This window comes from Rheinheimera sp. 4Y26, from assembly GCF_025245835.1.
In the GTDB taxonomy this organism is placed as follows: Bacteria; Pseudomonadota; Gammaproteobacteria; order Enterobacterales; family Alteromonadaceae; genus Pararheinheimera.
This window is the reverse complement of the sequence record NZ_JAOBWS010000003.1, coordinates 161,583-179,366: the sequence shown is the minus strand read 5'-3', so window position 1 is coordinate 179,366 and position 17,784 is coordinate 161,583. Positions and strand designations below refer to the sequence as shown.

Below are 17,784 nucleotides of genomic sequence, written 5' to 3'. Positions count from 1 at the left end.
GTTCCTTAAAGAGGGCTGTTGATTTGTTGTGTTATGGTGTTTTTGCCTGTCAGCGGCAATTTTACTGCTCTTTGTTTGTCCGCTAACTTGCCATAAATGCGCTGTTTGGGTAAGGGCTTTTTACTGCTGCTGCGTTGATGTGCAAGGGGTTGCCGATAAAGCGCTTAAGGCTGCGTGGCTTTTACGGCATAATTGCCTTTTTCTGAGCGACGGAGTCTTTGATGGATTCACCTTGTATTGCCAGTTGTAAACTCAACGCCGATAAAATCTGTATCGGTTGTTATCGTCATATTGAAGAAATAGTCGACTGGAATAAACGCAGCGACGCCGAGCAGGCGCTGATTTATCAAAAACTGGCTGAGCGTAAAGCGCTGCTTGCCAATGCTCCAGTGCCGGAGCATACCAGTGCCATTACTCAGGCTGAATGGCAACAGGCCAAAGCGGCCATTGCGCTGAAAAAACAAAGTCAGCTAAGCTGAATCTGATTCGCCTGACACAGCAAGCCAAGAAAACCATTGCTGGAACAGACAAAACACGCAAAAGCTTGATCCGGCATAAAAAGCGCAGTGTTAGCTGCTGCATCTGCAAGAAATACTGGTAAATTATCCTCAGATACAACGCATTAGCGCACAACTGGCTTGGGGTATTTCGAAAAAAATCCCTAAAATGGCGGTTGTTGTTTAAGCCCGGTTATTACACGACAAGGAACATTATGATTTTAGAAGCCGTCTGGATAGGTTTTGCCTTTAGCCTTGGCATGCTGGTGCGTCTAATTGGTTTGCCGCCATTGGTGGGGTATCTGGCAGCCGGTTTTATGATCACTTTAAGTGCGCCACAACTCGATTTGCCGGATGGCAAACCTATTATCGACCATGTTTCTCATCTGGGTGTGTTGTTGCTGCTCTTTACTGTCGGTTTAAAACTGAATATCCAAAGCCTCGGCAAACCCGAAGTGCTGGGCGGCTCTATGCTGCATTTTGTGGTGTCGGCACTTTTATATGCACCGGTGATTTATCTGGCGTTTGAACCCGACTGGTATCACGCCCTGATGCTGGGCGCTGCTTTGGCTTTTTCCAGCACAGTGCTGGCGGCCAAGGTGCTGGAAGGCAAAAGGGAAATACGGGCATTTCACGGCCGGGTGGCGGTGGGTATTTTAATTATGCAGGACTTATTTGCCATGGCGCTGATGAGTTTTTCGCAAGGCGTTACACCTTCGCCCTGGGCGCTGTTGGTATTTGCTTTGCCATTGCTGCGCCCGATATTATTTAAACTGTTAAACCTGACCGGCCACGACGATTTACAAATTTTATTTGGGGTTTTGCTGGCGGTGGTGCTGGGGGGCGGTGGTTTCCATCTGGTGGGTTTAAGCTCCGAACTCGGCGCTCTGGTATTTGGTGCTTTATTAGCAAGTCATCCAAGAGCAGGGGAGCTGTCTAAAACCTTGTGGGGTTTAAAAGAATTTTTCCTGGTCGGTTTTTTCCTCAATATTGGTTTGGGTGGTTTACCCGATCAACAAGCCTGGATTTTTGCCGCTTTAATGACCTTGTTATTACCGCTCAAAGGCGCGATGTTTTTTGCGTTATTAATTGCCTTTAAACTGCGCGCCCGCAGCGCCTTTTTATCTGGTTTAACTCTTGCCAACTACAGTGAATTTGCACTGATAGTGGCAAGTGTTGCCATGCCACAGTTTTTAATACCGCTGGCGCTGACTGTTGCACTTTCTTTTGTGGTCTCGGCACCATTAAACCGTTTAGCACATCCTCTGTATGAAAAGCTCGCCAGCCGGCTCATTCCTTTTGAACGTAATATCCGCCATCCCGACGAACAACCGGTGTCACTGGGGGATGCAGAGGTGCTGATCATGGGGATGGGTCGCACCGGCACAGCCGCTTATGATTATTTACAGCATAAAACCCATTTAGCGGCACTGGACTCAGATCCGGCGCGGGTACGGTTACATCAGGAAAAAGGCAACAATGTGTTTTTTGCCGACGCCGAAGATCAGATTTTCTGGCAGGGCCTGGATATCAGTCAGCTAAAGGCTGTGCTTTTATGTATGAGTGATATGGAAGCGAAGATTATTGCCGCACGTAAACTCAGAGAAGCAGGTTTTGCCGGCCTGATAGTGTCTCACAGCATGCACCATGACGAAGCCAAAGCCATTATCGCCGCCGGCGCCGATCATACTTATCTGACCATGTCAGAAGCAGGTTTAGGCTTGGCCGAAAGGGTAAGGCAACATATAGCGATTTAAACCGTAAAGTAACCCTAACACCAATAAGTGCTCAGGAATGGTTTTGCTGACAAGCACACCAGGCATCAAGGAGATGCTATTGTTGTTGCCTGGTATAAGATTGTTTCTTAAATCGTTGTTATTTATATAAAAAATATTTTTGTTGCAGGCATAAAACAGGAGAAAAGATAAAAAAGGCAAAAAAATATTTTGCATGACTTCCGATGTAATAAAAAAGTGAATTCGGTTAACTAAATTTAAATAATTAATCTAGATTTAATTAACCTTTATTTTACTTTGAACATAAGTGAGGCTTATTGTGAATATTATATTTGCCTATCGCATTGTGGGTGCCAACATTCGGATTTTGCTGTTGTTGTTATTTTTCACAAGCCAAACCTATGCGGCAAGTGCGGAAAAAGTCAGATTCGAATGGGTGCCGCAGACAGTAGAAACAAACAAGTATGCTTATTTCTATTGGGATATCCGCAATGTTAAAGAGTGTTATTCGGTGAATTCCAGCACAGGTCAAACCGAGTTAAAAGCGATCAGTGGAACTGCGGGTCCTGCCACAAATTCCTTCCCCTATGTCGGAAAGTCACGATGGTATTGCAAAGATCTGAATGGTAACAGGTATCCATCTGATCCTTCAGCCTATCTTGAAGCAACAAGAATTGTTGAAGCGCCTCTGACTGCTCCTGTGTTAACAAGAAAAACGGGTACATACAACAAAGGGCTTCAGGTAGGTGTCGAAAGCGGCACTCAGTTAACCTATCGTTATACGCTTAACGGTTCTTCAGTCACTGAGAGTTCTCCGATATTAAGCGGGGGCCTAATCATCAATACGACCTCAACATTAAAAGTCCGATCTTACCGGACCGGTTTTAATCCGAGTCCCGAAGCGACTGCAATTTATACCATTGTCAGTGATCCCGTTGTACAGCGATTTGAATGGGTACCGAAGACAGTAGAAACAAATACAAACGCTTATTTTTATTGGGACATTCGTAATGTGAAAGAATGTTATTCGGTTGCTGGCGGAAGCGGAACATCCGAACGCAAAGCTATCACCGGTAGTGCCGGGCCTGCAACTAACGCTTTTCCTTATATTGGCACGTCAAAATGGTATTGTTTTGATTTAAACGGGAACAGGTACCCACGGGAGCAGACTAAATTTATCGAAGCTTTAAGAATAGTTGAGGCGCCCTTGTCCGCGCCCGTGTTGCTGCCGGGTGCAGGCCAATATCAACAAAGTGTAAATGTGACCCTAAGCCCCGCGGCAAATGTGGTGTACCGATACACGTTAAATGGTTCAACTGTGACTGAACAATCAGCAATAATTCCGTCTCAACTCACTTTCACCAACTCAGTCACGTTAAAAGTGAAAGGTTTTCGCACAGGTTTTAATCCCAGTCCGGAAACTGTCGCTGCTTATGACATTGTTAATGGGACTGCTGCTACCCCTTTGTTTAGTCCTGAGGCCGGCAGTTATCTGTCTCCTTTAGTTGTAGCCTTGTCCAGCGCCACTGCGGCTGCAACGATCCGGTATACAGTTGATGGCTCAGATGTCACGGCTGGGTCGTCAATCTACACCGTACCTCTGACACTGTATAAATCTGCAACCATCAAGGCGAAAAGTTTTAAAGCAGGCCTGGCAGCGAGTCCACAAAGTGCAGCGATATTTGCGTTAAGTGAAAATTCCCGGGTGACGTATCTCCACACTGATGTGTTGGGTTCTGTGACGGCCGAGAGTGATAACTCAGGTCAGATAAAAAAGACAACTGACTATAAGCCTTTTGGTGAGAGTAAAGATAATGAATGACTCCGGAACATCAAGAGGTTTAACACGAATCGAACATTGATTTTAGCGTTGTCAGGGAGCCTTTGTCGCAATGCACCATATGGGCAACAGCTTGTTGAGGAGATGAGTGTGTGACCGCTGCATGATAAATTCCACTGCAGAAAATGAAACTGCTGGATGTGTTGATGTAAGCACGGTTTCTGTTTCTGGCAGCGGCAGTATCAGGTGCACACCATCGCCTAAAACAATCAGAGCCTCTGGTTTTGATAACACAAGCGCGACAGGATAATAACCGGATGAAGATAAACGCCACCGTCAGTGTCAGGTGTTAGATAGCACAGACACCGGCGCTGTAGGGAAGGTGACGCTGGATGACCCGCGGTGGCAAGGGGGATTATCTCGATGACCAAAATCACTGACCCCTGGTGGATGGTCAGCAAATCATGCAGCGGTAAGTGCAAAAAAAAAATCAAAAAGCGAAATAAAAAGAAAAAATAAGCTGAAGCAAAATAAAAAACCGGCCGCAAGCCGGTTTTTTATTAAAGGTTAAAGCAAAAAGCGGTTAACTATCCTGGCGTTGCAAAAAAGATTTAATTTCGTCTTTTGCGTGCAGGATATGGTCGCGCAGTTCGTTGCAGGCAGCTTCCACTTTGCCGGCGGCACATAAATCCAGCAATTTGCGGTGTTCACTGCTGGCTTTTTCAATACCACCGGCCAGTTGCAAATGCATACGGATATAACGGTCGGCGTTTTTATTCAGATTGCTGACCATATCATGGCTTTGCGGTCTGTTGGCCACATAAAGGCAGTTATGAAATTCGGTGTTCAGCTCAGCCCAGCGATCAGCTGCGTCCGGGCTTTGCAGTGCATCATCGAGCCTTAATAAGGTTTGCCTGGCCTGTGCCAGATGCGCTTCAGTTAATAACGGAATAGAGCGCGCTAATAAATCACATTCCAGCAAGGCTCTAAGCTCAAATAATTCGTCAATCAGCTCAGGGCTGATTTGGGTGGCAGTTGCACCTTTATGCGGCTCAAACTTCACCAGACCTTCGGCTTCAAGCTGCAACAAAGCTTCGCGGATTGGAATACGGCTGACATTCAGTTGTTCGGCCAAAGCAGCCTGACGCAGTGGCTCTCCGGCTTTAATTTGACCGGATAAAATCTGGGCGCGGATAGCTTCAACAACAACTTGAGTTCTGGTTTTAAATTCGAGGGCCATAACAAACCTGGTTGATAAATAATGGAACCAGTTTACTGACAACCAAAAAAAAGGCCAGCAAGTGCCGGCCTTTTGTTAAAAAAAACGTCAGCGACTGGTGATATTTTCACCGGGCACTGTGCTTAGTCTGAAGCAGGAAAGTTCTGCCGGCATAAAGGCCTTAAAAAACGCTGCATAGCAGCCAGGCCTACTGAGGTGCTACGTACATCACTGGACGACGGAAAGGGCCCGCCATGTTGCATACTGGCGCACACTTCAACCCCTGTTGGCATTTGCGCAAGAATAATCCGACCCACCTGATATTCCAGCTGAGTCAGCAGCGCGTGATGCACCGGTAGGTTATGTTGATAACCATGTACTGTTGCTGCCAGCTGGCCTGGCAATTTTTCAATAAATGCAGCAAGTTCCGTCAGGCTGTGATAACGCACCACCAAAGCGCTGGGGCCAAAAATCTCATGCCAAAGCGACGGAGTTGCCAAAAGCTGGTTCAGACTACAGCTAAAGAGCAAAGCGCTGGCTTGTTTCTCGGCGCTTAGGCCCGTAGCCAGGGTTTTAACCTGCAAAGCACGCTCTGCGGTTTGCGCCTGATAGCTTTTATAAATACCAGGGTGTAACAAAGTCTGTGGCTGTACTTGTTGCATCGCACTGATGGCGGTGTCGAGCAACAGCTCAGCAGCCGCAGTGTGCGGCAATAACCACAAACCGGGCTTGGTACAAAGCTGGCCACCAGAGCCTGTTGTTGAGGCCACTAATTGCTGCGCCAGTTCAGTGGCGCTGCTGAGCGCCAGTTCCGGCAATACCAGCTGCGGGTTTAAGCTGCCAAGTTCGGCGTAACAGGGAATAGGTTCTGCTCTTTGATTGATCGAGTCTTTTAGTGCCATGCCTACGCGGAAAGAGCCGGTAAAAGCCATGGCTTTGATGCGCGGATGTTTCACCAGTTGATGGCTGATGTCGTAACTTTTCGCCTGCACCAGACTCAGCACTGCCTTTGGCATTTCACAAAGTTCAATGGCATGCACTAACGCCTGCATCACTCTGTCGCAGGTGGCCGGATGTGCACTATGGGCTTTGACCACCACAGTGCAACCCGCAGCCAGCGCCGAAGCTGTGTCGCCACCGGCCACACTAAACGCCAGCGGGAAATTACTGGCAGCAAAAACGGCAACCGGGCCAAGCGGCAGTTGTGTCAGCTCAAGTTGCGGTCTTGGTGGCTGGCGCTCCGGCAAGGCTTTATCCAGTACCACCAAACCTTCAGGCTGGTTTTCCAGCGCCTGGGCAAACATCAACAGCTGATTACAGGTCCGGGTCAGCTCGCCTTGTAAACGCAGCTCTGTCAGCGCTGTTTCTTGTCTGGCAATAGCAATAATGTCGCTGGCGGCAATACGTAGCTCCTGCGCCATTTGCCTGAGCAAGGCTGCACGCTCAAGCGCTGTTTTTTCGCGGTAGCTTAAAAATGCCTGATGCGCCGCTTCACAGGCGTTATCAAGTTCCGTTGCCTGACATTCGGCAAAAAGCCAGGGCAAAGGCTCAAAAGTGACGGCATTGATGGCGCTAAAACTATTGAGTTTTTCGGCTTGCCATTGCCCCTGAATATAATGACGGCCGCTGATGTTCAGTGGCTGTTTTGCTGTGGCAGCACCCTGGGAGGTCGCAGGGGCTTTAGCAGTAAAAAGAGTCTGAGTCATGGTTAAATCACCTGAAAACCGTAAGCATAAGGGTCGTTGTCGTCCACAGTGATTTGGTTGGCGCCAAATACCTGTGCCCAGCCCTGAATGCCTGGAATAATGGCGGCTTTGCCGGCCACTTCAGTCACAGCTTCAATGGTGCCAACAAACTGACTGCCAATAAAACTCTCGTGCACAAAGGTATCGCCTGGCTTTAACAAACCTTTGGCAAAAAGCTGGGCCATGCGCGCTGAGGTACCGGTGCCACAGGGCGATCTGTCTATGGCTTTATCGCCATAAAACACCGCGTTGGCGGCGCTGGAGTCAGGGTGTTTGGGTGTACCTGTCCAGAGTAAATGGGATAAGCCCCGTACTTTGTCATCGAGCGGATGCACACAATCAATGACCTTTCTTGCGGCCTCGCGTACCACCGGACTCCAGCGCAAAAGCTCGGCGGCACTGTGATGTTCAATGCCTTTAAATTTGCCCTGGGGTTCAATAATGCCGTAGAAGTTGCCGCCATAAGCCACATCCATCGTCATTTCACCCAGTTCCGGCACTTCAAAAGACACCTTTTCAGCGTATAAAAACGACGGAATATTGGTAATTTTTACCGCTGTGACTTTGTCCCCCTGCTGCTGGTAACTGACTTTAAGCTGACCGGCCGGCACATCAATGATGAGCTGCCCCGGCGTTTTGGCTTTGACCAGACCTGCTTCAAGCGCTGCTGTGACTGTGCCGATAGTGCCGTGGCCACACATCGGCAGACAGCCGGAGGTTTCAATAAACAAAATAGAAAAATCGGCATTGGCGGAGCAGGGCGGATACAAAAATGAACCTGACATCATGTCGTGACCGCGGGGTTCAAACATTAACGCCTTTCGGATCCAGTCATATCTTTCGATAAAATCCAGCCGTTTTTCACCCATGGTATTGCCGTGAAGTTGCGGATGACCAGAGGTAACCAGCCGCACCGGATTGCCGCAGGTGTGGGCGTCGATGCAAAAAAAAGTTCCTTGTTTCATGCACTGCTCCTTTGTTATTACAGAGTAAATTTACGAAGGTCAGGGCGGGTGGCCATCGCTTGTTCAAACAGGCTGATAACACGCTGACGTTCTGCTCCACTGAGCGCTAAACGTGGCGCCCGTACAGTTTCAGCACCACGGCCGGCAAGCTGTTCAGCTAATTTAATACATTGCACCAAAGTTGGGATGGTGTCTAAGCGCAGCAGGGGCAGGAACCAGCGCCAGATCTCCAGCGCTTCGGCGTAACGACCCTGCGCAGCCAGTTTATAAATAGCCACTGACTCTTGCGGGAACACGTTGGTAAGGCCCGAGATCCAACCGGTGGCTCCCAGCATCAGGCTTTCCAGCGCAATATCGTCCACACCGCTGAATACGGTAAAACGGTTGCCAAATCTGTTGTAAAGCTCACTGATACGGCGGGTATCTTCAGTGGATTCTTTTACCGCAACTATGTTTGGTTGCTCTGAGAGAACTTCCATACTGTCGAGTGAAATATCCACACTGTAAGAAATTGGGTTGTTGTACACCATCACAGGTAAAGCGGTATTTTTGGCAACCTGCAATAAATGATGAATAGCTTCGTGTGGTGCTGAGCGGTACACCATGCCTGGCAATACCATTAAGCCGTCGATACCAATGGCTTCAGCGTCTTTGGCATATTGTGCGGCCAGCGCTGTGGTGGTTTCGGCCACACCCGAAATCAAAGGCACCCGGCCGTTCACAGCTTCTTTTGCAGCAGCGAGCACCTGGCGTTTTTCAGCGGCAGACATAGAGCAGTTTTCACCGACAGTGCCACAAACGATGATGCCGTTGACACCTTCGTTGATCAGGCGGTCCAGCATTTGTTGGCTAGCGCTTAAGTTCAGTGACTCATCTTTATTAAATTGGGTACTGACAGCCGGATATACACCTTTCCAGTTAACTTGCATTTTTTTACTCCTGAGAATTCGAATGGGCATTGTGCTCTTGGCAACAGAATGGCATGCTAAGCGAAATGAAGATTGTATACAATATGCAAAGAGGTTTTTTTATGCAGGCGGTAAATCTGAGTGCCGATCCATTTGAAACAAACAAGGCGGTGGCCGCGCGTGCTATCAGCAGTCAACGACAGATGGTGGTGATAGGTGCCGGTGTCATTGGTCTGGTCACCGCATGTTGTTTGCAGCAACAAGGTCATCAGGTGTTATTACTGGACGGTAACGGTGTGGGTCAGGGCTGCTCTTTTGGCAACGCCGGTCATTTGGCAACAGAACAAGTTTTTCCGCTGGCCGATCCGGCTTTATTGCCAAAATTACCCGGGTTTTTGCTGGATCCTTTGGGGCCGCTGGCAATACGCCCTCGTTATTTTTTTAAAGCCTTGCCGTTTTTTTTACGTTTTATCAATCAGATGAGAGCAAAAAAGCGCAGTGCCAATATGCAGGCGCTCAAACAGCTGTTGCAAAGTGCAATACCGGCCTGGCAGCAACTGCTTGCTGATGCCGGTTGTGCTCATCTGATCAAAACTGATGGCAGTTTGCTGGTGTTTGAGCAAACTGAGCTGGCGCAGGTAGAGCAGGTGGCGCAAAGTTATGCCGGGCAAGGGGTTGCCGTTGAAGTTCTGAATAGTGCTCAGTTGCAAAACCGTTTCCCGGGCCTTGCTGACAGCATCCGTTATGCCATCTGGTTTAAGGACGTTGGGCAAACCATTTCACCAAATCTTTTGAATCAAGCGTTGTTTCAATGGTTTATCAGTATGGGCGGTCAATTTTTGCAGCAGAAGGTGGCAAAAATCAGCAGCCGCTCTGGTCTGGCAGTGCATCTTGAGCCGAATCAAATATCTGCAGCTGTGCAGCAATCAGAGGCCGCGCCGCAGATCATTGCCACTGAGCAACTGGTGGTGTGCGCCGGTGTGCACAGTAAAAGCCTGTTGGCTCAGCTGGGCTATAAACTGCCGATTGAAGCCGAGCGGGGTTACCATCTGATGACATCCCCTGTGGTGCAACCACAGCTGCCGGTTGCTTCTTTTGAACGCAAAATGATTATGACTCCGATGCTGGAAGGCTTACGCCTGGCAGGCACAGTTGAGTTTGCCGGTACGGAGCTTGCTGACAACTGGCAGCGTGCTGAGCGGCTCAGGCTTCATGGTGAGGCGTTATGGCCGGCTTTATTTAGCGAACAACACATAAAAAATGCCAGAAGCGGCAAAGCTGTGGCGACAGCTACTGGTGCTGATACTTCTTCCGATGGAATCAAAGCACGGCCTGCCAACTGTTGGTCCGGGATGAGGCCTACGTTGCCGGATTCTCTGCCGGTGATCAGTGGTTGTGATATTCCGGGTTTATGGTTTCATCTGGGACATCAGCATCTGGGCTTAACTATGGCGGCAAGCTCCACCCTGTTGTTGTTAAAACTGATGGCAAAAGAACCGGGTTCTGTGCAGTTGGCGGCGCCTTTTAGTTTAAAACGCTTTAATTAATCAATGAGATTGTGACCTGCAACAGCGCTGGCAACGCAGCGCGATTTATGGTCTGCTCCCTGCGTGGCGTTATTTTCCGTTAACTGTCAGTAGTTTTAACAACTGTAACCGTAGCTCATGTATTTACGTCCAGGCATAACCGCAAGGTTCAGACGCCAGCTGAGCGCTGATAAGCGTTGGCACAGATCAGGCCAGTTTTTATGCAAACAGGCACTGAATTTGCTTAACATCTGCTGCAGCTTCAGAAGCAACAACAAAAGGCAAATCGTTGATTCTGAATAACTAAAAGAATGCCAGCAAGTGTCGTTAAGCTCAGCTGGCCGGATCAGTGTCAGACTGTGCAGAGAGCCCTGACCATGCAGATGCGAGCAATATTTTTTCTGGTTGTGATGTTATTTAGTGGGGCTGGTGCCTGGCGGCTGTCCAGCATGGCTGACTTTCAGTTATTCGGCGCTTTGGTGCACCGAGTGGACACAGAAGTGCCGCTGATTGCCCTGACCTTTGACGATGGCCCTGTACCGGGCAAAACCGAACAAATTTTGCAAATTCTGGCCACGGAGAATGTGCCTGCGACATTTTTCCTGACAGGCAAAGAGCTGGAGCTACATCCGGAATTATTGCCAAAAATTCTAAACGCCGGCCATCAGGTGGGCAATCACAGTTATAGCCATCAGCGGATGGTGTTTAAAACACCGGGTTATATCGCCAGGGAAATCGAACAAACCGACGCTTTGCTGAAACAGGGTGGTGCGCCTGAACCTTATTTTTTCCGTCCGCCTTATGGCAAAAAGCTGGTGTTGTTGCCCTGGTATTTGTCGGAGCAAAAACGCCTGACTGTGACCTGGGATTTAGCTCCGGAGAATTATCCGCAGCTCACCAAAGATCCGGCCAAACTCAGTGCTTTTACTGTGCAGCAGGCCAAAGCCGGCTCTATTATTTTGCTGCATGTGATGTACGACAGCCGCAGCAATACCATGACAGCCGTGCCTGAAATTATCCGCGGCCTCAAAGCACGCGGTTTTCGTTTTGTTACAGTGCAGGAATTATTGCGCCACCGGCCAGTCGGTTATTAAGGCGCTGGTTTTCCCATGCTGCTAATCCAGGGTGCCTTCTGCCAATAAAATATCCGGCTGTTGCAGCAGGCTCAGCTGCATCACCTGTTTTAACGCCTTGACCACCAATTCTGTTGTCATACTGGCTGGGCCGCCAAGCCTGGCCGCCTGCGCCGGTAAATACGGAATGTGAATAAAACCGGCTCTGACTTTCGGGCTTGTGGCCACCGTATGCATCAGGCCATAAAACACATGGTTACACACAAAGGTGCCGGCGCTATAGGAAATTTCTGCCGGAATACCTTGTTGTCGCAGGTCTTGCACTATGGCTTTGAGCGGCAGGCTGGAAAAGTAGGCGGTCGGCGCACCGGCAATCACCGGCTCGCCCAGCGGCTGATTGCCGGCATTGTCGGCAATACGTGCATCCTGATAATTAATGGCTACTTTTTCCAGGCTGATGGCAGTGCGGCCACCGGCCTGACCCACAGCAATCACTAATACCGGGTTAAACTGTTGCAGCGCCTGCTGCAGCTTCTCAAGGCTTTGGCCAAAAATACAAGGCAGCTCAATGGCTTGTACCTCTGTTTCGTCGTCAGCTTGCCAGCCCTGTAATTGTTGCACCGCCTGCCAGGACGGATTGATCTGTTCACCGCCAAAAGGGGCAAAACCCGTTAATAAAATAGTTTTTTTCATCTGCATTCCTATTGATTGGGGCTGTTGTTATTGCCGGGAAGAAGGCGGTTTTGCGCCTTTTACTAAAACGCCAGCAGATACAGCAGCACTATATTGGCAGCCAATAACAAGAGTGCGGTTGGCAACTGCATTTTAATCACCAGATGGGGATCTTTAAGCTCCAGCAGCGCCGCTGGCACAATATTAAAATTAGCCGCCATCGGCGTCATCAGGGTGCCACAATAACCGCTGAACATGCCAATAGCGGCCATCACGGCTGGATTAGCGCCTTGTTGCATCACCAAAAGCGGAATACCAATACCTGCGGTGATCACCGGAAAGGCAGCAAAAGCATTGCCCATAATGACGGTAAAAAGTGCCATGCCAAGACAATAAGCAGCAACGGCAACCCAGCGTTCATTCACTGCCAGATATGTTTCACTCAATGCTGCTACTGCAGTGCCTACACCGGCTTCATTAAATAACAACCCTAAAGTGGCCAACAGCTGCGGCAATAACACGGCCCAGCCCATGGCTTCCATCAATCTTTTCGCTTCGATACCGGCCTGCTGCGGTTTTTCCCGGGTTAACACACAGACTACAGGCAGGCTGACAAGGCACGCCAAACCAAGACTCACCAGCGTCAGGTTTTTTGGGTCCAAAAGCGCCCAGTCGGCGCCTTTGATTTCACCCAGCACCAGCACCCCAAATACGGTCAGCAGGGGAATGAGCAGCGGTGGCAGAAACACCCGGTTCCCCAGCCTTTGCACAGATTGCTCGAGTCGCTTTGGTGATAAGGCGTTGTGAGCACTGGCTTTAAGTGCGCCAGAGCCTGCCAGCAGCGCCATCAGTACTACCATTATTCCAACAAGCATATGGGGTAAATAATCGCCAATTAAAAACACCAGCGCATAACAACCCCAAAAAGCGGCGGCGGCAAAACGATTGGGCAAAGTGCGGTCAAATGCACTTAACAGTGCTATCCACAACAGCAACAAACCAAGCAACAGATATAAAAAACTCAGTGAAATCATCAGTTCACTCCGGTGCTGGAGTTGGTGTTGATCACGGCATCGTCCTTTGCTGTGTTGCCGGCAGCATCGGCCTGCAGTTTTTTGAGCTGACGGTCAAACTGGTGCAGCCGAAGAGCATGAATGGCAAAAGCACAAAGGGCAGTGGGAATGCCCCAAAGTGCAATATGCAGAGGGTCGGTTTCAATGCCGGATCCCCGCAAAAAAGTGTGCATCAGCACTATGGCGCCAAAAGCGACAAAAATATCTTCACCAAAAAACAGGCCAATATTGTCGGTGGCTGCTGCCATAGCCCGTACTTTTTGCCGCATCAGATCCGGTATGTTCTGCCAGCGCTGCTCAGCTATAGCTTCGCTCATAGGCGCCACTAAAGGCCGCACCATTTGGGGATGGCCGCCGAGACTGGTCAGCCCAAGCGCAGCAGTGCCTTCACGCACCGCAAGATATAAAGTTAAAAACTTCGCCACAGAGGACGTTTGACGTCTGGCAATAAAAGCCTGTGCCTGTTGTTTCAGGCCATGGCGCTCGGCCAGGCCAATAATGGCCAGCGGTAATAATAAAATCAGCGGCAAGGTGCGGGTTTTTAAAAAGCCTTCACCAAGTTCTGACAAGATTTGTGACAGCGGCATCAGCGCCGCAAGGCCGGTGCCAATGCCGGCCACCAGCACCACCAGCACCGGATTAAACCTGAGCACAAAACCCAGGATCACCAAAGCTACACCACAAAGTGGCCAGTAGTTCACCGCTACCGTTTGCGTGACTTCAGTCAGCATGCTGAGCTCCACCCGCCTGAGCGCCAGAGGCTAAAGGGCCAGAGTCGGCAGCGCCTGCTGCGGCACAGATACGGATACCTGCCGCAACAAGCGCCTGATTGAGCCTTTTGGCAAGTGCCACAGCGTCTTTGCTGTCACCATGCAAACACAGGCTTTGTGCTTTAAGTAACAGCGGCCCTTCAGAAAGCTGAAGTGGCAGTTGCTGGCAGATACACAGGCTTTGCGCTACAGCAGCGTCCGGCGTAAGCAAAGCGCCGGCTTCAGTGCGCGGCACTAAGGAGCCATCAACGCGGTAACCACGGTCGGCAAAAGCTTCGCTCACCACATGAATGTCATAGTCCGGGGCCAGCTTTGCCAGCATTGAATCCGGCAAAGTCACCAGCAAAAGGTCAGGACAAAGCTGCTGCATCAGCGCAAGCAAAACTCTGGCTGTGGCTTCATCTTTGGCGGCATGGTTATACAAGGCTCCATGGGGTTTAACATGGCGGACCACAGCATGCTCTTGTAAACATAAAGCAAAAAAATATTGCAGCTGCGCACTCAGGCTGTCGCTGAGTTGCTGTGCTGATAAATCCATCAACCTTCGGCCAAAGTTGGTTTTATCCGGATAAGAAGGGTGAGCGCCAATGGCTACACCCGCATTTTTACAATGCCTGATAGCGGCGCGGATTTGCGTTTCAGTGCCGGCATGAGCGCCGCAACTGATATTGGCCGAAGAAATCCAGGGAATGATGGCCGCATCGTCAAAACCTTCACCAATATCGGCGTTTAAATCAATCTGCATACAAAATACCGGCAACAGCGGGGAGCTCCCACCTTAGCAGCTTGGCTTTTTTTATGTAAATAGGTGTCTGTTGCTTTAGCGATGTGATGCGTTAAAAGCACAGCGCCGCTTTGTTATTGTGTACTGAAGGTTCTTTGGCAGTCTGTGCATCGGTTTACAATATCTGCACAATATCAGTTATTTACCTGATGAAATCTGCGCTCAGTCACTTTAAACTGGCGGTTTTAGCTTGAGTGAGTTTGGGCTGTGCTGGTTGTAACGGCTGCATATTCTCTATTTCACTTCATTCGCAATCTCACTTCATTTGCGATGTCACATTGAGGTTTATATGGCAATCACTGCTGAACACCCGTTGCAAATCCGCCCGGCGACAGTGGCCGATCTGACAAAACTGGCGGCGCTTGAGGCCGAACTTTTTGCCGATGTGGTGTACCCGGCGTTTTTTTTCCGCCAGGCGCACGATTTATGGCCGGATTTATTGCGTCTTGCCTGTCGTGGTCATGAACTCCTTGGTTATATTCTGGCGGCACCGGCGCAGCAAGGACCCGGCGAAGTTGGCATCTTGTCGCTGGCGGTGGCAGAAGCTGCCCAGGGGCAGGGCATTGGCGGAATGTTATTGGCTGACTTGCTGCAAGTGCTTCCTGCCGATGGCAAAAAACTCTGGCTCACTGTGGCACCTGACAACAAAGCCGCGCATGCGCTTTATCAGAAATTTGGTTTTCACAGTGTCAAAACCGAAGCCGATTATTATGGCAAAGGTGAAGACCGTATGGTGCTGGTGAAGCAACATGGCGGCTGAAATTCGCCGTCGTTTTTGCCGTGAAAAAGGCAAAAAATTACGCCCTAAGCCGCGTCGTTATTGACTTTTCATCAAATGCTCGACGACTTCGAAAAGCCTCGCTATAATGCCGCGTCCTATTAAACAATGGATCTGGTTGACTAGTGCTGAGTAAGCGAAACATGCCAGATTTAAGCATGATGGCGTAAACCCCACGCCCGTTTTTGATTTTGAGGTAACAAGATGCAAGTTTCTGTTGAAACCACCCAGGGTTTAGAGCGCCGTGTCAATATCACGGTTCCAGCCGCGGCAATCAGCACTGAAGTAGAAAAAGAACTCCGCCAAATCGCTAAACACCGCCGTATTGATGGTTTCCGTCCAGGCAAAGCGCCAGTCGCTATTATCAAAAAAATGTTTGGTCTGTCTGTGCTGCAGGACGTTGCTTCACGTCAGATGCAAAACCATTTTTATCAGGCCATTGTTGCCAACAAACTGAACCCGGCAGGCGTACCAACTTTTGCTCCTGGTCAGCTGGCTGAAGGCAAAGATTTAGAATTCACTGCCACTTTCGAAGTGTATCCGGAAGTGAAGTTAGACGGTTTAAGCAAAATTGAAGTGACCAAGCCAACAGTAGAAATCTCTGCTGATGACATGGCAAAAATGATTGAAACTCTGCGTAAACAACACGCAACCTGGGCTGCCAAAGATGGCGCAGCTGCCAATGGCGACCGCGTAAAAATGGACTTCGTTGGTTCAATCGACGGCGTTGAATTTGAAGGTGGCAAAGCTGAAGGTTTCAGCCTGGATTTAGGTTTAGGCCGTATGATCCCAGGTTTTGAAGATGGCATTATCGGCAAAAAAGCCGGTGAGCAATTCACTATTGACGTGACTTTCCCTGCTGAATACCACGCTGAAGCCTTAAAAGGCAAAGCAGCTCAGTTTGCTATTACACTGCAGTCAGTAGAAGCTCAGGTGTTGCCTGAAGTGAACGAAGAGTTCGTGAAGCTGTTTGGCTTAGCTGAAACTACAGTTGAAGCCCTGCACGCTGAAGTGCGTAAAAACATGGAACGCGAGCTGAACCAGGCCATTAAAGGCAAGGTAAAAGAGCAGGTCATCAAAGGTTTATTAGCTTCTCATGAAGTTGAAGTACCACAAGCCCTGATCGATGCTGAAGTTGACGTATTACGTCGTCAGGCTCTGCAGCGTTTTGGCAACAACGTCAACGCGAAAAACCTGCCAGAGCTGCCAGCCGCTCTGTTTGCAGACCAGGCCCGTGACCGCGTGAAAGTAGGTCTGTTATTAGGTGAAGTGATCAAAACCAACAACCTGCAGGTTGATGACAGCCGCGTTCAGGCATTAATTGCCAATATCGCTTCTGCATACGAAGATCCGGCTGAAGTGGTGCAGTACTACAACAGCAACAAAGAGCTGTTACAGGGCATGCGCAATGTTGCTTTAGAAGAGCAGGCAATTGACTTAGTACTGGCTCAGGCAAAAGTAACTGAACAAGCTGCTAAGTTTGACGAGATCATGAATCCGCAAGCTGCCAACTAACATTGACATTGTTTAGTTAGACGGTTTTAATGGCTCGGGCAGCAGTGTTCGGGCCATTTTATTTTCTGCCGTTTATTTTTTTCCTAGGGAATCCAGCTTATGGTGCTTGAGCGTAATATGAATGATTTAGTCAATGCCTTAGTCCCCATCGTCATCGAACAAACCGCCAAGGGTGAACGTTCTTTTGATATTTATTCACGCTTACTCAAAGAGCGGGTTATTTTTCTGACTGGCCAGGTCGAGGACCATATGGCCAACCTGATAGTGGCGCAGTTGTTGTTTCTGGAATCTGAGAATCCGGAAAAAGACATCTACATCTATATCAACTCACCTGGTGGCTCTGTCACTGCAGGCCTCGCCATTTATGACACCATGCGCTATATCAAATGTGATATCGCAACTGTGTGTGTCGGTCAGGCTGCCAGTATGGGCGCATTTTTGTTATCCGGTGGTACCAAAGGCAAAAGATATTGTCTGCCAAATGCCCGGGTGATGATCCACCAGCCATTGGGTGGTTTCCAGGGCCAGGCGACAGATTTTGAAATTCATGCCCGTGAAATTCTGACCATCAAAGAAAAATTAAACCGTCTGATGGCTGAACACACCGGCAAAACCTACGAAGAAATTATTGCCGGCACTGAACGTGATAATTTCTTAAGTGCCCAACAGGCGCTGGATTATGGTCTGGTTGATAACATCTTAACCAAACGCGAAGCAAAATAATTGATTGGCGCCTTTTGCAG

At 49.2% G+C, this 17,784-nt stretch carries 16 protein-coding genes; 8 read left to right on the top strand and 8 right to left on the bottom strand.

The annotated features are described in order from the left end of the window. Positions 1-221 precede the first annotated feature (221 nt). The 3 genes from N3Z11_RS06150 to N3Z11_RS06140 all read left to right on the top strand — a co-directional run bounded on the left by N3Z11_RS06150 (position 222) and on the right by N3Z11_RS06140 (position 4,055). The gene (locus tag N3Z11_RS06150; RefSeq protein ID WP_260656278.1) at positions 222-479 is read left to right on the top strand and encodes a DUF1289 domain-containing protein; all 258 of its coding nucleotides are present in this window, start codon (positions 222-224) and stop codon (positions 477-479) included. Between the two features lie 233 nt (positions 480-712). Further along, on the top strand, positions 713-2,254 hold the full coding sequence (locus tag N3Z11_RS06145; RefSeq protein ID WP_260656277.1) for a cation:proton antiporter family protein: 1,542 nt from the start codon (positions 713-715) through the stop codon (positions 2,252-2,254). Between the two features lie 298 nt (positions 2,255-2,552). Further along, positions 2,553-4,055 (top strand): chitobiase/beta-hexosaminidase C-terminal domain-containing protein, encoded by a 1,503-nt coding sequence (locus N3Z11_RS06140; RefSeq protein ID WP_260656276.1) that lies wholly within the window; start codon positions 2,553-2,555, stop codon positions 4,053-4,055. A 541-nt stretch (positions 4,056-4,596) separates the two neighbouring features. On the opposite strand, the gene N3Z11_RS06135 is transcribed toward N3Z11_RS06140, so the two are convergent. The 4 genes from N3Z11_RS06135 to N3Z11_RS06120 form a co-directional block, all read right to left on the bottom strand. Next, positions 4,597-5,253, bottom strand: coding sequence for a GntR family transcriptional regulator (locus tag N3Z11_RS06135; RefSeq protein WP_260656275.1), 657 nt, complete (start codon positions 5,251-5,253; stop codon positions 4,597-4,599). Between the two features lie 122 nt (positions 5,254-5,375). Further along, entirely contained in the window at positions 5,376-6,938 is a 1,563-nt protein-coding gene (locus N3Z11_RS06130) for an aldehyde dehydrogenase (NADP(+)) (RefSeq protein ID WP_260656274.1), read from the bottom strand. A 2-nt stretch (positions 6,939-6,940) separates the two neighbouring features. After that, positions 6,941-7,942, bottom strand: coding sequence for a 4-hydroxyproline epimerase (locus tag N3Z11_RS06125; protein WP_260656273.1), 1,002 nt, complete (start codon positions 7,940-7,942; stop codon positions 6,941-6,943). Between the two features lie 17 nt (positions 7,943-7,959). Continuing rightward, a complete protein-coding gene (locus tag N3Z11_RS06120) occupies positions 7,960-8,871 on the bottom strand; it encodes a dihydrodipicolinate synthase family protein (RefSeq protein ID WP_260656272.1) in 912 nt (303 codons plus the stop codon). 101 nt (positions 8,872-8,972) lie between these two features. Between N3Z11_RS06120 and N3Z11_RS06115 the strand changes: the two genes are divergently transcribed. Continuing rightward, entirely contained in the window at positions 8,973-10,397 is a 1,425-nt protein-coding gene (locus N3Z11_RS06115) for an NAD(P)/FAD-dependent oxidoreductase (protein WP_260656271.1), read from the top strand. Between the two features lie 362 nt (positions 10,398-10,759). After that, a complete protein-coding gene (locus tag N3Z11_RS06110; protein ID WP_260656270.1) occupies positions 10,760-11,470 on the top strand; it encodes a polysaccharide deacetylase family protein in 711 nt (236 codons plus the stop codon). A gap of 21 nt (positions 11,471-11,491) precedes the next feature. On the opposite strand, the gene pcp is transcribed toward N3Z11_RS06110, so the two are convergent. From pcp to pxpA, 4 genes are all read right to left on the bottom strand, one after another. Continuing rightward, positions 11,492-12,142: a pyroglutamyl-peptidase I gene (pcp, locus tag N3Z11_RS06105; protein WP_260656269.1), complete on the bottom strand. Its 651-nt coding sequence runs from the start codon at positions 12,140-12,142 to the stop codon at positions 11,492-11,494. A gap of 62 nt (positions 12,143-12,204) precedes the next feature. Further along, complete coding sequence (locus N3Z11_RS06100; RefSeq protein WP_260656268.1) at positions 12,205-13,155, bottom strand: DUF979 domain-containing protein; 951 nt, start codon at positions 13,153-13,155, stop codon at positions 12,205-12,207. Beyond that, positions 13,155-13,925, bottom strand: a complete 771-nt coding sequence (locus N3Z11_RS06095; protein ID WP_260656267.1) for a DUF969 domain-containing protein — start codon at positions 13,923-13,925, stop codon at positions 13,155-13,157. Before N3Z11_RS06095 ends, N3Z11_RS06100 begins: the two co-directional genes overlap by 1 nt. Next, complete coding sequence (pxpA, locus tag N3Z11_RS06090) at positions 13,915-14,709, bottom strand: 5-oxoprolinase subunit PxpA (RefSeq protein WP_260656266.1); 795 nt, start codon at positions 14,707-14,709, stop codon at positions 13,915-13,917. Before pxpA ends, N3Z11_RS06095 begins: the two co-directional genes overlap by 11 nt. A 328-nt stretch (positions 14,710-15,037) precedes the next feature. Here pxpA and N3Z11_RS06085 point away from each other — a divergent pair, with 328 nt between their 5' ends. From N3Z11_RS06085 to clpP, 3 genes are all read left to right on the top strand, one after another. Then, on the top strand, positions 15,038-15,508 hold the full coding sequence (locus N3Z11_RS06085; protein WP_260656265.1) for a GNAT family N-acetyltransferase: 471 nt from the start codon (positions 15,038-15,040) through the stop codon (positions 15,506-15,508). Between the two features lie 222 nt (positions 15,509-15,730). Then, on the top strand, positions 15,731-17,041 hold the full coding sequence (gene tig / locus N3Z11_RS06080; protein WP_260656264.1) for a trigger factor: 1,311 nt from the start codon (positions 15,731-15,733) through the stop codon (positions 17,039-17,041). A gap of 117 nt (positions 17,042-17,158) precedes the next feature. Beyond that, a complete protein-coding gene (gene clpP, locus N3Z11_RS06075; protein ID WP_260656263.1) occupies positions 17,159-17,764 on the top strand; it encodes an ATP-dependent Clp endopeptidase proteolytic subunit ClpP in 606 nt (201 codons plus the stop codon). Positions 17,765-17,784: the final 20 nt, after the last annotated feature.

Coding starts and splice junctions, on each gene's coding strand:
- N3Z11_RS06150 (WP_260656278.1), top strand. CDS start 222: ATGGATTCACCTTGTATTGCCAGTTGTAAACTCAACGCCGATAAAATC.
- N3Z11_RS06145 (WP_260656277.1), top strand. CDS start 713: ATGATTTTAGAAGCCGTCTGGATAGGTTTTGCCTTTAGCCTTGGCATG.
- N3Z11_RS06135 (WP_260656275.1), bottom strand. CDS start 5,253: ATGGCCCTCGAATTTAAAACCAGAACTCAAGTTGTTGTTGAAGCTATC.
- N3Z11_RS06130 (WP_260656274.1), bottom strand. CDS start 6,938: ATGACTCAGACTCTTTTTACTGCTAAAGCCCCTGCGACCTCCCAGGGT.
- N3Z11_RS06125 (WP_260656273.1), bottom strand. CDS start 7,942: ATGAAACAAGGAACTTTTTTTTGCATCGACGCCCACACCTGCGGCAAT.
- N3Z11_RS06120 (WP_260656272.1), bottom strand. CDS start 8,871: ATGCAAGTTAACTGGAAAGGTGTATATCCGGCTGTCAGTACCCAATTT.
- N3Z11_RS06115 (WP_260656271.1), top strand. CDS start 8,973: ATGCAGGCGGTAAATCTGAGTGCCGATCCATTTGAAACAAACAAGGCG.
- N3Z11_RS06110 (WP_260656270.1), top strand. CDS start 10,760: ATGCGAGCAATATTTTTTCTGGTTGTGATGTTATTTAGTGGGGCTGGT.
- pcp (WP_260656269.1), bottom strand. CDS start 12,142: ATGAAAAAAACTATTTTATTAACGGGTTTTGCCCCTTTTGGCGGTGAA.
- N3Z11_RS06100 (WP_260656268.1), bottom strand. CDS start 13,155: ATGATTTCACTGAGTTTTTTATATCTGTTGCTTGGTTTGTTGCTGTTG.
- N3Z11_RS06095 (WP_260656267.1), bottom strand. CDS start 13,925: ATGCTGACTGAAGTCACGCAAACGGTAGCGGTGAACTACTGGCCACTT.
- pxpA (WP_260656266.1), bottom strand. CDS start 14,709: ATGCAGATTGATTTAAACGCCGATATTGGTGAAGGTTTTGACGATGCG.
- N3Z11_RS06085 (WP_260656265.1), top strand. CDS start 15,038: ATGGCAATCACTGCTGAACACCCGTTGCAAATCCGCCCGGCGACAGTG.
- tig (WP_260656264.1), top strand. CDS start 15,731: ATGCAAGTTTCTGTTGAAACCACCCAGGGTTTAGAGCGCCGTGTCAAT.
- clpP (WP_260656263.1), top strand. CDS start 17,159: ATGAATGATTTAGTCAATGCCTTAGTCCCCATCGTCATCGAACAAACC.